Source organism: Paenibacillus xinjiangensis, assembly GCF_059686975.1.
Genome location: NZ_JCAALS010000037.1, coordinates 1 through 12,764, shown reverse-complemented (window position 1 = coordinate 12,764; position 12,764 = coordinate 1). Strand labels below are relative to the sequence as shown.

Sequence of the window (12,764 nt, the reverse complement as noted above, 5' to 3'; positions counted from 1 at the left end):
TAAATAGCAGATCACCCTTTCTAAGGGTGGTCTTTTTTTAATTAGGCTGTAAAAGTTTCTTTCAGAAGTCTTTCATTATGTTTTGATAAACTCTAAAATAAGGAAATTGTAATAGGTTTATTCGTAGAAGGAGAGGCGTACATATTGAAACCATTTAAATTACCAAAAATGATTCAGCTTGTTTTGATTCTCGTATTGCTGCTTGGCCCAGTTATCCCATACGGATCGCATGTCGTTCATGCATCACAAGAGGGGATTCGAAGTGTAAAGGGAAAACAAATTGCCGCAGGAGCCAATCATTCGCTCCTATTGAAACCCAATGGTACCGTCGTCGGATGGGGCTCTAATGAAGTGGGTCAAACGGATGTACCAGAGGATCTGACTGATGTGATCTCGGTTGCTGCAGGAAGTGAGCATTCGCTCGCGCTGAAATCCGATGGCACCGTCGTCGGATGGGGCAACGACACTAAAGGTCAAACGACCACTCCAAATGAATTGGCAGACGGCGGAGTGATTTCGATCGCTGCAGGGGGTGAGCATTCACTCGCACTGAAATCCGATGGTACTGTCGTCGCATGGGGAGATGACAGCTTAGGTCAGGCGACTGTACCTGTGGAGGCCATGACCGATGTGGTCTCAATCACTTCCGGCAAAGAGTTCTCGCTAGCCTTGAAATCGGATGGCACTGTCGTAGCGTGGGGCTATAATACTTATGACGTCCTGAATATCCCTAGTGGACTGATCGATGTGGTGTCGATTGCCGCAGGCTTCTATTCCTCGCTAGCGCTGAAATCCGATGGCACTGTTGTTGCATGGGGAGATAGTACAAGTGGTCAAACGACAATACCGGCTGAATTAGCAGCTGGTGGGGTGGTATCCATTGCTGCAGGGGGAAGTACTTTTCTAGCGCTGAAAACAGATGGTACTGTCGTTGCATGGGGAGGTAACAATAGCGGTCAGAGGAATGTGCCTGCTGGACTAACGGATGTGGTAGCACTCGCTGAGGGGTGGACTCATTCACTTGCCTTGAGATCGGATGGCACGGTTATTGCATGGGGAGGTAATGATAATGGTCAGACGACCGTACCGCCGGGGCTGTCCTCCCCAATTAAAGGGAGCAGGATCGCCGCAGGATCATATCATTCACTCGCTCTGAAATCGGATGGTACTGTCAGCGGATGGGGATTTAATAATATTGGTCAGGCAAATGCGCCGGTTGGATTGACTGATGCGGTGTCGATCGAAGGGGGAACATACCATTCACTCGCGCTGAAATCGGACGGTACCGTTGTCGCATGGGGAAACAACCGTGTTGGTGAAAGCTCTGTGCCTAATGGACTGACAGGCGTCGTATCGATTGCTGCGGGGTTACACTATTCACTCGCGCTGAAATCAGATGGTACTGTCGTCGGGTGGGGGAACAACAATTCTGGTCAAAGCTCCGCACCAGGTGGACTGAGCGGAGTGGTGTCAATTACGGCGGGAGAGTACCATTCACTAGCGCTGAAATCGGACGGCACCGTCGTCGGATGGGGGGATAATACTTTAGGTAGATTAACGATACCAAGTGGACTGAATGGAGTGGTGTCGATTGCTGCGGGAGAATACCATTCACTTGCGCTGAAGTCGGACGGCACTGTCGTTGCATGGGGACATAATGGCAATGGACAAATTTCTGTGCCGAGTGGATTGAACGGAGTAGTGGCAATAGCTGCAGGGCAATTCCATTCCATTGCATTGAAATCGGACGGTACCGTCGTTGCATGGGGGAACGATTCTTCTAATCAAAGCACTGTGCCTGCTGGATTGAGTGGAGTTGTATCGATCACCGCAGGGTATTACCACTCACTCGCCCTGAAATCAGATGGCACGGTTGTCGGATGGGGGCGCGGCGCTGAAAATCAACAGATCGTGCCAGGGAACCCCAATCTGAGTGGCTTAACTCTGCAGGAAGGTGGGTTCACGGAACCCTTCCAGCCTACAGTCACATCCTACACCTATTATTATGATGGACAATCACTGTCCAGTGTAGATGTAACGCCGACGCTTGCGAGCACGGCCCAAGCAGAGCTGTATGTGAATAATGAGCTGCTGACGAGCGGCAGTACTAAGACAATAAATATAGCCGGAGCAACGACGGATACCATCATTCCTGTTCGTGTTGAGCCTTATTTGAAGCCTAGTCAAACCTATACAATAACACTCGCAATCGATTCAACTGAGCCGGAAGTGCAATTCGGCACAGACGGAAGCTTAACAGTAGCGAGAACTGCGGCAAGCAAGGTAATGATTAGTGATACGCAAAGTGGTGTAGATGCTGCTTCCTTGCAATATGTATGGAGTCAGAGCACAGTCGTTACAACTGGAGGATGGACGAATTTAACTAATGAGGATACGTTAAGTCAGACAAGCGGGGATGGCAGCTGGTACTTGCATATCCGAGGAACGGACACAGTGGGCAATGCTGTCGCTGCTGTCTCGAATCCCTTTGTACTGGATAATACTGCGCCAATAGCAACGCTATCCAGCTCGGCAGGCAGTACGGTGAATGCCGCATTCCCGGCAACAATAACCTTCAGTGAAGATGTAATTGGATTTACTGAGGCCGATCTTGTGGTCGTAAATGGAACAGTGTCTAATTTGGTATCCTTAAGCGCATCGACCTATACAGCGACCATTAGTCCGTCGACGAGCGGTCAGAATGTGACCGTATCTGTTGGTGCGGGAGGAGTGTCGGATGCAGTGGGCAATGGCAATACCACTTCCAATACGCTCAGCCTGCTGTATGATACGACGAAGCCAGTAGTTACATTCGACAGCTTTGCGGACAATCAGCTATTCACTGTACCGCCTAGCGTTGTATCGGTTACGGTCAGTGAAGCCGTATATTGGGTAGCTGGAGGGGCGGAGCTCTCTTCTGCTAATGCATTGCCTCTGATTAGCATGACTAAGGATAGCGCAGCATTCTCCGACTATACGCCAACCTATGACGAGTCTTCGCGAGCCTTTAAGCTGACGTTTAATGACACGCTTGACGATGGTGTATACGAGGTTCATGTTGCTGGGGATGTGGTCGCTAATGCAAATGGCAATACGCTTGACGCGGCAAAGACTAACTTTATCGTAGCTGTGCCTGTAGTTACCGGTATATCGGTTAACCCAACCAGCCTGCCAAGCGCTGGGGGCAATCTAACAGCTACCCTAACAGGGATTAACCTAACTGGGCAGTCAGTGAAGGTATATGTGGATGGAGTTGAAGCCGCAACAGCAGCCGTCAGCAGCAGCACAAGTGCGACAGCGACGGTCACTCTTCCGCACAACGGGACTCAAAATGCCCAAAACTTTACACTAACCGTTTATCTGAACGGCGTGGAGGTAGTAGATCAATCATCTACGGTTACAGTGAGCGCGGCAGCAAAGCCGCCAACTACAGCTCTCTCTAGTAATGCAAACCTAGATAGCTTGAACGTATCTACATCTGGGAAGGTAATCGCACTAACGCCTGCATTCACGTCTCAGACAACAGAGTATGCAGCGGAGACAGATGCGCAGCAGATTGATCTACAATTGGTACCTGCTCACTCCAAGGCAGTCGTTAAGCTGCTGGGAGAACGCATAGGGGAGACGACTACTGTTCCTGTGGCAATGGGAATCAATGTGTTTGCGATCACGGTTCAAGCTGAGAATGGAGCCGTCAAGACGTATACGTTAACCGTTAATCGTACGGCTAATCATGCGAACCTATGTACATTTACAGATATTGCGAATCATTGGGCGAACTCAGATATTTGCGAAGCGGCAGTGCTGGGGATTGTGGAGGGAATAAATGCCGATGCCTTTGTGCCGAATGACAATGTGACACGTACGGAGTTCGCTGTTATGCTTCTGCGTACCCTTCAAATTCCTATAGGTGATGAAGCGAATTCCATGTCTTTCAGCGACAAGGACAGTATTCCTCAGTGGGCACGACAAGCGATCCAAACAGCAGTAGCCGAGGGAATTCTTGAAGGATATTCCGATGGAACATTACGCCCGCAGCAGACGGTAAATCGAGCAGAAATGGCTGCGATGGTGTCCAGGGCAATGAAGTGGCAGTCTGACAACAACGGAGAAACTTCTTTTGCTGATGATGCCAGCATACCAGCCTGGGCGAAAGCCTATGTTATAAATGCTCATAGTAACGGGTTAATAGAAGGCCGGGAAGGTAACCAATTCGTGGCTAACGGAGTGACAACCAGAGCCGAAGCTGCTGTCGTGCTTCTACGGCTGTGGAAAACTCTTTATTAGAGGTAGAGAAATAAATAGCCTGCAGATGAGCTGAAAAAAGCAGTACAAATTATATGGATGGCCCCCTTGTATATCAAGGGGGCCTTTTTGTGTAGATGTATTTGTCGAATAATTAGCATTTTTGATGAATAATGACTTACAATATATTGAAGTCTATGACTCTGTATACTATATTGAGAGAAATATAATAAAAAATATTCCTTCATCGATGTCATAAATAAAAGGATTTTCCTTATGGATTCCACCGTAGAGCTTGTGGCTATGCTTACCTCGTTGATCATGATGGGCATCATATTATTTTCTGAATACGGTTTTAGAAAAGAACGTGGTGTAAGCTACCTCATCGGATTGACCGTGTGCAGAATGATTTATTCAAGTGCTATTATCATGGAGAAGAGCAGCTCTTTATTAATGGTAAAGCTTATATTCCGGAATGTTCAGCATACGATGCTTAATTTAATGATGCCTTTCTTGATTCTATTTGTTTATTATTTGATCGGTTATGACAAGGTTCTAAAGCTCCGATGGAAGATTGTGCTGTTCACTGTATTCGCACTCTGGTCACTCCTGGTATGGCTGGATCCTCAGCTTCATTTGATTTTCCGCACGGCCCAGCTCTATAACGGTCAATTAGTGACGACGAGGACTATTTATTCGATCATGTTCACTCTCTTTTGTTATTGTATAGTGGCTGTATGTATTTATTTGTTATTCCGATATGTGAAGAATATCCGTAACGATTTTCGTAAGCCAGGGATGTGGGTTCTAGTGCTCGGCTCATTCCCGCTGGTGCTTGAAATCGTAAAATTTATAATTCCTGAAATGTCGTCATGGCTGCTGAGATTGTCGGTTTACTGTGGGTTTACAGGTATGATTATGCTAATCATTGCCATGCGTTATAAGTTTTTCTCGATTGTTCCGTTCGCTAGGGATGCTGTACTGGATACGCTTGAGGAGAGTATTGTCATTACGAATGCTTCAGGCAAGATTATCGACAGCAATAAACAGGCTTCACAGTGGTTTGCAGAGATGGGTCATGCGGCTATCTATGATCGGGATTTAACAGAGCTATTGGCTCCTTGGCCGCAGTGGTATAGCTTAAGCAAGTCTATGAAGCATGGCAGCGTAGAGATCGACGCTGTGCTTAGCGGTGAAAGAAGAATGTACAGTGTAAACGTATATCCACTGCATAAAGGGCGCAAGCAGGCGCAGGGCAGCATCTCTCTTATCTTCGATATTACAGAGAAGCAGCGGCATTTGGAGCAGATTGCTGAACTCAATCAGCTGAAGGATCAATTATTTACGATTGTATCGCATGATATTCGTAGTCCACTAGCCTTACAGTTTCAACTAGTAGAGCTTTTAGAAACAGACAGAGACGGCTTCGCTAAGGAGCATCGAGAGATCATTGAGGCGCTAGGTGACCAGATCCGCAATACGCTTGGAATGTCTAATAACTTGTTAGAGTGGTTCCGCAGTCAGCGGGAGGACGTGGTGCTTCGTCCACAGCTATTGGAGTTGTCTGAGATTGTGGAGGAATGCTTTCATTTGCTGCACATTAAAAGTGAGGCTAAACATATAAGTGTAACTTATTCCATTGAAGCGGACATGTGTGTGTGGGCTGACCGGGAGGTGCTTGGATTAATTATGCGTAATTTGTTATCTAACGCTATTAAGTTTACCGGACTGGGCGGCTCAATCCACGTGAATGCCCAGCTATCGGGGGAAATGGTTATCCTATCGGTCCGTGATAACGGAGTAGGGATGAACGAGGAGCAGGTTCGTCAGCTGTTTGGTGAGAAGCAGCTTGGCTCATTGGCTGGAACCCTTGGAGAGAAGGGAGCGGGACTTGGACTACTTGTAACCAGACAGTTCGTACAATTAAGCGGAGGAAGCTTATGGGCGGAGAGCATAGAGGGGGAGGGGAGCATATTTTACTTCACCATGAAGGACAGAATAGAGTGATGAAAGTTCTTATTGTTGACGATGAGTCTGCCATGCTGCTCGCTATGAAGCGGCTGCTATCGGGAATGGAAGGCGTAGAGCTTGTAGGAAGCTTCCTGAATGCTGCAGATGCACAGGAGTTCGTTCGAAACAGTGCCGTGGATATTGCCTTCCTCGATATCAAGATTGCTGATGATGATGGGTTAGAGCTGGCCCGCAGCTTACGCATGCTTCAAGGCGGAATGGATATCGTATTTACAACCTCCCACTCCGAATTCGCTTTTCAAGCTTATGATGTTTATCCACTCGACTATATGGTTAAGCCGATTTCTAGAAAGCGCCTGGCTCAGACGATTACACAAGCAGCTAGCAGAAACAGCGCTTCATTGGGTGTTGGAGGCTACCATACAGCTAATCGACTGACGGTTCGGGGGTTAGGCTGTTATGAGGTGAGCAGCGAGCAAGCGGGTGTAGTGAGATGGATTTCTAAAAAAAGTATGGAGTTATTCGCATATTTGCTTGTTAATCATGGGCGAGGTGTCTCTAAAGTCCGAATACTGGAACATATTTTCCCAGAGATGCCTCATAAGAATGCGGAGATTTATCTCAACACGGCAGTGTATCAGCTTAGGAAAGCGTTGACACCGCATGGTCTGAAGGAGATGGTCATCTCGGCACAAGAACAATACCGTGTGGATATCGATCAGGCTGATGTTGATTTTATTGCATTCGAGCAGGGCATGAAGGCATTAGTCGAGATCAACGCAGCCAACGAAGCGGCAGCCATAAAGCAAGAGAAACAATATGCGGGTGAGCTGTTCGAGGATAAATCGTACGAGTGGGCAGCTGCGGAACGTGAGAGACTGGCGATTCAGTACGATTCGTTAGCCAAGCGTCTAGCCAGATGGCTGCTAGCTCAGCAGCGGTATAGAGAAGCGGTACAGATTGCCAGAAGAATCGTATCCCTCAACGAATTTGAAGAAGAGTCGAATCTTCTATTGCTGCATATACTCGGAGCTATGGGAGATCGACAGGCGCTGCATCATTACTATGAGCACTACGCACGATTGCTGCTTCATGAGCTAGGCTTGCAGCCTTCGCAGGAAATCCGGCAGCTCTATGAACAGTATCGCAGCTATGCCGAATAAACCAATAACATTCTTGTTATTTCACCGTATACGGAGAACAAGCCCCTCGCAATATCGCGAGGGGCTTGTCGTGTGGAATATGGCTATAGATTAGCTAAGCGTCTATTCCGTCTTCGCTGACTCCAGTCGAGCAAGCTCCTTGCGTACGATTGGAGCTACTCTGGTGCCGAGCAGCTCGATGGCGCGCAGGACCTCGTTATGTGGCATAGCGCTCACATCTACATGCAGGAAGAAGCGAGTGAGGCCTAGATTTTTGTGCAGTAATATCATTTTCTCTGCCACGTATTCAGGATCACCGACATACAATGCTCCTCTTAGGCTGCAAGAAGAATCGAATGATTCACGGGTATATGGCGGCCAGTTACGCTCGCGTCCGATGACATTCATCTGCTCTTCCATCGCAGGGAAGAAGGATTCCTGCGCCTTCTGTGTCGTATCGCTCACGAAGCCATGCGAATGAGAAGCGATCGATAGCTTGCTCGGATCATGCCCCGCCTTAGCGGCAGCCTGCTTGTAGAGGTTGACGAGCGGTGCGAAGCGCTCGGGCATTCCTCCGATGATAGCGAATACGATAGGAAGTCCGAGCATACCTGCGCGAACAGCCGATTCCGGGCTGCCGCCGCTTGCGATCCATACAGGCAGCGGATCTTGGACGGAGCGTGGATACACGCCGAGGTTATTAATCGCCGGGCGATGCTCGCCGCGCCAAGTTACCTTCTCGGATTCTCTGATCTTCAGCAGTAAGTCGAGCTTTTCTTCGAATAATTGCTCATAGTGATCCAGGCTATATCCGAATAGCGGGAAGGATTCTATAAAAGAGCCGCGTCCAGCCATAATCTCAGCTCTGCCGTTAGAGACAGCATCCAAGGTGGAGAAGGACTGGTAGACGCGTACAGGATCTTCCGAGGACAATACGGTAACAGCGCTTGTAAGACGAATATTTTTGGTTAAGCCTGCAGCTGCAGCTAAGGCTACAGCTGGAGCAGTGCCTGCATAATCCGCGCGATGATGCTCTCCGATGCCATATACATCCAGGCCGACTTGATCAGCCAGCACAATCTCCTCAACAGCTTGTCTTAAACGTTCGGCATGGCTGACGGCCTTGCCTGTCCTAGGATTAGGTGATGCTTCCAAAAACGTACTTATTCCTATTTCCATGGTCACGATAGGACCTCCTCTTGTCATGGTATTCAGCTTACTATTAGTTTACTTAATTTTTTAATGTTTCTCAAGTATAGTAAGTTTAAAATAAAGATTTGTCGATCCTATTGTTTGCTATTGGACCGTTTTTATAATGGCATGCTAATGAACGATACTATTCAAGTCACAAAAATGATAATATATGGATATTAATAAGGATGCTAGATTCGGAAAGGGGCCATTCCGTTGACGATGCTTGGTAAGCAAGTAGCAGCTGGTTCGAGCTGCGAGGTCTATGAATGGGGTGGAGATGACCAAGTCATCAAGCTATTCCATAAGAATACAACGCTGGAAAAGGCTCAGCTCGAATACCGCAATAGTACAGCTGCCTGGGAAAGGCAGCTGCCAGCCGCACAGCCATATAAGCAGGTTGTATGGGATGGGCGTCCCGGTATTGTATTCGAGAAGATTATAGGGAGTACAGTCATAGAGCGGCTGTTCGAGCAGCTGTACACCTTCCAGAGGATTAATCCTGACGATGAGGATGATGATCTGCGGCAATTCGCAAGAGTGCTGTATGCGATCCATCAAGCGGATACCACCGGTATTGTTACTGAGCAGAGAGAGCATCTGAAAGGAATCATCGGGCGTCCACAGGTGTTCAACGATGATGAGATGAGCGCCATCCACGCTTATATGGATCAATTGCCGGATAAGCGTCAGCTTTGCCACGGGGATACGAATCCGAATAATCTGATTGTAAGAGATGGCGAGGGCATTATGATTGATTGGATGCATGCCTCGATTGGCAATCCAGCGGCAGATGTCGCAGAGGTATGCGTAATGCTCGAATATGCGGTTCTGTCATCAGATACGCCGAAGGATGTACTAACGTTTTTTCAAGAGTGGCGGAAGCCGGCTTACAGGGTGTTCGTTGATGAATATTGCAGGCTCTCTGGAGCGACGGAGGAGGATATAAGGGCTTGGTATGTTCCGGCTGCGGCACGCCAAATGGCGTCAGGCGCACTGCCAGATGAACAAATGGCCAATCTGGCTGCCATGATTCGAGAACGGATTGGTGGACTGGTCGATTCTAGCCAGATGGGAAGGGATTAGGGAGATGGATCATATCGTTGAATATTACACGGGGTTCGATGAATGGGGAAGGCTGGATCGGGAGCCGCTTGAGTTTAACATCGATGAGATCAAGCCTTTTATGGAGAAGAATGGGTTCGATACCGTTGATCTTATAGGTTCTTCTAGTATTAGCAGCATGCTCTCGAACGAGCAGCAGCAATATTGGATAGAGCAAGGCGAGCAGGATAGGCTGAACGATCATCTGATTTCCATGGCACGAGATCCATCTGTACTCGGAATATCCTCGCATTTGCTATATATCGGGAGAAAAAGATAATGGGGGATGCGATCATACAGGACCTACTTGATGAGTTAATTCATTGTTATTTCAATGCTCCTTCTTATACGATTGACTCCACACCATTTGGCCTGACCAACGCTACGAAGATCGTCAGCATCAGTGGGGATAAATATGTTGCTCGTCTCTATAATCGATATATGAAGCATATCCCGAGTATCGAGCTGGAAGCATCGATTACCGCACAGCTAAGTGCTCAAGCGCTTTCGTTCCAAGTACCTGTATTTCTTCGCACTCTCACTGGGGACGGATATGCGCAATTGTCGGATGGCACGCTGGGTGTAATCGTTTCATTTCTAGAGGGAAAGGTACCGAAGCTGTCAGAGGTGCAGCGAGTGACAGAGTATGGTCGGGTGGTGGGAGAGTTTTTCTTAGCGCTGGGGAGCTGCTCTACGGAACGGCTGACCTATCAAGGAACATCATTCCTGGACATTTATAATCTCCACTCTCTTGCCGATCATCACGCGATAACGACATTTTTTGAACAACCGCCGTTCTCCATGCCCGAAGATTATGTAGCGTTATATAGAGATATCGTATCATCTGCAGGAGAGATAGCTCTCCAACTGAAGGAATTGCCTAGACAGCTCGTGCATCATGATGTATTGGTGTTTAATTTATTGTCTCAGGGCGATACCATCAGTGGTGTGCTTGATTATGACTTCGTTTCCATGGATATTGGAATTATGGAGTTTGTTATTTGCCTTAATCATGTCCTGCAGCTATCGGATGGCTCTTGGGACTTGGCGGAGGCCTTCATCAAGGGCTATACAGAATATCATAAACCTTCATTAGAAGAAATAGCGGCGATTCAGCGCTTGACGCAGATGTATTCTCCATATTTATATAGGTCAGCATAACGCAGGGATGAGCATTGAACAGAACTTTAACTACATGCTTCACCAATTCTATACTCGAAATAATTGGCTGAGTGAACAGCAAGCATCTCTTAGAAAGCTGCTGGAAGCCTATTCACTCTAATGGCTGAATGAACAAAGAGGTACCCTCCCCGGCAGCTTGCCCGGGAGGGTGTTTTCCTGTACCTTGTCGAACAATTAGAGAGTGAGTATGAATGAGTAGCAATAATCAGGCGCTAACTTGATCGTGAGGGGGTATAATATTTAGTGAGAGGTTTACATTAGAGAATGGCAAGGAGGAGATCCGAATGACCAAGGATACAGAAGCCATAGATGCAGGCTGGCATTTCGACAACAGCTATGCCCGTCTGCCTGAGATATTCTTTACTCGTCTTAGCCCGACCCCGGTAAGTGAGCCGAAGCTAATCGTGCTGAATGAGCCACTCGCAGCATCGATGGGATTGAACGCGGAGGAGCTGGAGAGCCCTGATAGTATCGCGGTGTTCGCAGGCAATCAAATTCCTGATGGGGCTTTGCCGCTGGCTCAAGCTTATGCGGGGCATCAATTCGGGCATCTGAATATGCTCGGAGACGGCCGTGCTCTGCTGCTCGGGGAACAGATTACGCCCGAAGGAAAGCGGTACGATATTCAGCTGAAAGGCTCCGGTCCCACACCATATTCACGCCGTGGAGATGGACGTGCGGCACTTGGTCCGATGCTCCGCGAGTACATCATCAGCGAAGCTATGCACGCACTGGGCATTCCGACCACACGCAGTCTTGCAGTTGTGACAACGGGAGAGACGACCATTCGTGAAACACTGCTGCCTGGCGCTGTGTTAACTCGCGTCGCGGCCAGTCACCTTCGCGTAGGTACCTTCCAATATGCGGCGGGTCGGGGTACCGTAGAGGAACTTCGGGACCTAGCGGATTACACCTTGCAGCGGCATTATCCAGACATAGAGGAGGGTGATGACCGTTATCTTCGTCTGCTGCAGGAGGTTATTAAGCGTCAAGCCTCGCTGATTGCCAAGTGGCAGCTGGTGGGCTTTATTCATGGGGTGATGAACACCGATAATATGACCATTAGCGGGGAGACCATCGATTATGGGCCTTGCGCTTTCATGGATGTGTATGACCCTGCGACGGTATTCAGCTCCATCGACAGCCAAGGCCGCTATGCGTATGGCAATCAGCCTAATATTGCGGGTTGGAATCTTACGAGATTGGCGGAGACCCTATTGCCGTTATTGCATGATAATCAGGAGCAGGCGATTGCAATCGCTCAGGAGGCTTTGTCCGAATTCCCAGAGCTGTTCGATAAGGAATGGCTTGCAGGGATGAGAGCGAAGCTGGGGATATACAAGGAAGAGCAGGAAGATGAGGCTCTAATTAGAGAGCTTCTTGTATTGATGGAGCAGCATGGTGCAGACTATACGAATACGTTCCTTGCATTAACATTTGATAAGCTGGAGGATACGGCTCTCTGGGACATTCCTGAATTCGAGCAATGGCTGGAGAATTGGCAGGCGAGAAGAAGCAGGCAGTCAGAATCGTTAGCTGATTCGTACGAATTGATGCGCAGCAGCAACCCTGCGGTCGTCCCGCGCAACCACCGCGTGGAGGCGGCACTGGAAGCAGCTGTGAAGCATGGTGACTATAGCGTTATGGAGCAGCTGCTTCAGGTTCTGGCAGACCCATTTGCACATTCCCCTGAACAAGAAGAGTATGCCAAGCTGCCAGAGCAATCAGCAGCGCCTTACCAAACCTTTTGCGGCACCTAACGGGATATTCATTCGTTCTGCAATCGGGTATACATGAGATGATCAAAGGCCACCCTGACGGGTCAATGTCATTAAGTTAAGGTGCTGAACCAAATAACTATGTAAAAGAGCAGGTTATCGAAAGATAGCCTGCTCTTTTTTTGCGTGAAAAAGATTAAAAGAACTTGAC

The 12,764-nt window shown here is 48.2% G+C and carries 8 protein-coding genes; 7 read left to right on the top strand and 1 reads right to left on the bottom strand.

Annotated features, from left to right (window positions below):
* The first annotated feature begins 168 nt into the window (after window positions 1–168).
* The 3 genes from AC6ESP_RS26595 (at window position 169) to AC6ESP_RS26585 (ending at window position 7,379) form a co-directional block, all read left to right on the top strand.
* Window positions 169–4,287, top strand: a complete 4,119-nt coding sequence (locus AC6ESP_RS26595; protein ID WP_497099759.1) for an RCC1 domain-containing protein — start codon at window positions 169–171, stop codon at window positions 4,285–4,287.
* 234 nt (window positions 4,288–4,521) lie between these two features.
* The gene (locus tag AC6ESP_RS26590) at window positions 4,522–6,252 is read left to right on the top strand and encodes a sensor histidine kinase (RefSeq protein ID WP_497099758.1); all 1,731 of its coding nucleotides are present in this window, start codon (window positions 4,522–4,524) and stop codon (window positions 6,250–6,252) included.
* Window positions 6,252–7,379, top strand: coding sequence for a response regulator (locus tag AC6ESP_RS26585; protein ID WP_497099807.1), 1,128 nt, complete (start codon window positions 6,252–6,254; stop codon window positions 7,377–7,379). Before AC6ESP_RS26590 ends, AC6ESP_RS26585 begins: the two co-directional genes overlap by 1 nt.
* A 102-nt stretch (window positions 7,380–7,481) precedes the next feature.
* On the opposite strand, the gene AC6ESP_RS26580 is transcribed toward AC6ESP_RS26585, so the two are convergent.
* Window positions 7,482–8,537 (bottom strand): LLM class flavin-dependent oxidoreductase, encoded by a 1,056-nt coding sequence (locus AC6ESP_RS26580; RefSeq protein WP_497099806.1) that lies wholly within the window; start codon window positions 8,535–8,537, stop codon window positions 7,482–7,484.
* A 234-nt stretch (window positions 8,538–8,771) separates the two neighbouring features.
* Between AC6ESP_RS26580 and AC6ESP_RS26575 the strand changes: the two genes are divergently transcribed.
* The 4 genes from AC6ESP_RS26575 (at window position 8,772) to AC6ESP_RS26560 (ending at window position 12,595) form a co-directional block, all read left to right on the top strand.
* Window positions 8,772–9,635, top strand: coding sequence for a phosphotransferase family protein (locus tag AC6ESP_RS26575; RefSeq protein ID WP_497099805.1), 864 nt, complete (start codon window positions 8,772–8,774; stop codon window positions 9,633–9,635).
* A gap of 4 nt (window positions 9,636–9,639) precedes the next feature.
* Window positions 9,640–9,933, top strand: coding sequence for a hypothetical protein (locus tag AC6ESP_RS26570; protein ID WP_497099757.1), 294 nt, complete (start codon window positions 9,640–9,642; stop codon window positions 9,931–9,933).
* Complete coding sequence (locus AC6ESP_RS26565) at window positions 9,933–10,814, top strand: phosphotransferase enzyme family protein (RefSeq protein ID WP_497099755.1); 882 nt, start codon at window positions 9,933–9,935, stop codon at window positions 10,812–10,814. Before AC6ESP_RS26570 ends, AC6ESP_RS26565 begins: the two co-directional genes overlap by 1 nt.
* A gap of 305 nt (window positions 10,815–11,119) precedes the next feature.
* Window positions 11,120–12,595 (top strand): protein adenylyltransferase SelO, encoded by a 1,476-nt coding sequence (locus AC6ESP_RS26560; RefSeq protein WP_497099754.1) that lies wholly within the window; start codon window positions 11,120–11,122, stop codon window positions 12,593–12,595.
* Window positions 12,596–12,764: the final 169 nt, after the last annotated feature.

Excerpts from the sequence above, each read along its gene's own strand:
- AC6ESP_RS26590 (WP_497099758.1), top strand. The coding sequence starts at position 4,522 with ATGGATTCCACCGTAGAGCTTGTGGCTATGCTTACCTCGTTGATCATG.
- AC6ESP_RS26585 (WP_497099807.1), top strand. The coding sequence starts at position 6,252 with ATGAAAGTTCTTATTGTTGACGATGAGTCTGCCATGCTGCTCGCTATG.
- AC6ESP_RS26595 (WP_497099759.1), top strand. The coding sequence starts at position 169 with ATGATTCAGCTTGTTTTGATTCTCGTATTGCTGCTTGGCCCAGTTATC.
- AC6ESP_RS26565 (WP_497099755.1), top strand. The coding sequence starts at position 9,933 with ATGGGGGATGCGATCATACAGGACCTACTTGATGAGTTAATTCATTGT.
- AC6ESP_RS26575 (WP_497099805.1), top strand. The coding sequence starts at position 8,772 with ATGCTTGGTAAGCAAGTAGCAGCTGGTTCGAGCTGCGAGGTCTATGAA.
- AC6ESP_RS26560 (WP_497099754.1), top strand. The coding sequence starts at position 11,120 with ATGACCAAGGATACAGAAGCCATAGATGCAGGCTGGCATTTCGACAAC.
- AC6ESP_RS26580 (WP_497099806.1), bottom strand. The coding sequence starts at position 8,537 with ATGGAAATAGGAATAAGTACGTTTTTGGAAGCATCACCTAATCCTAGG.
- AC6ESP_RS26570 (WP_497099757.1), top strand. The coding sequence starts at position 9,640 with ATGGATCATATCGTTGAATATTACACGGGGTTCGATGAATGGGGAAGG.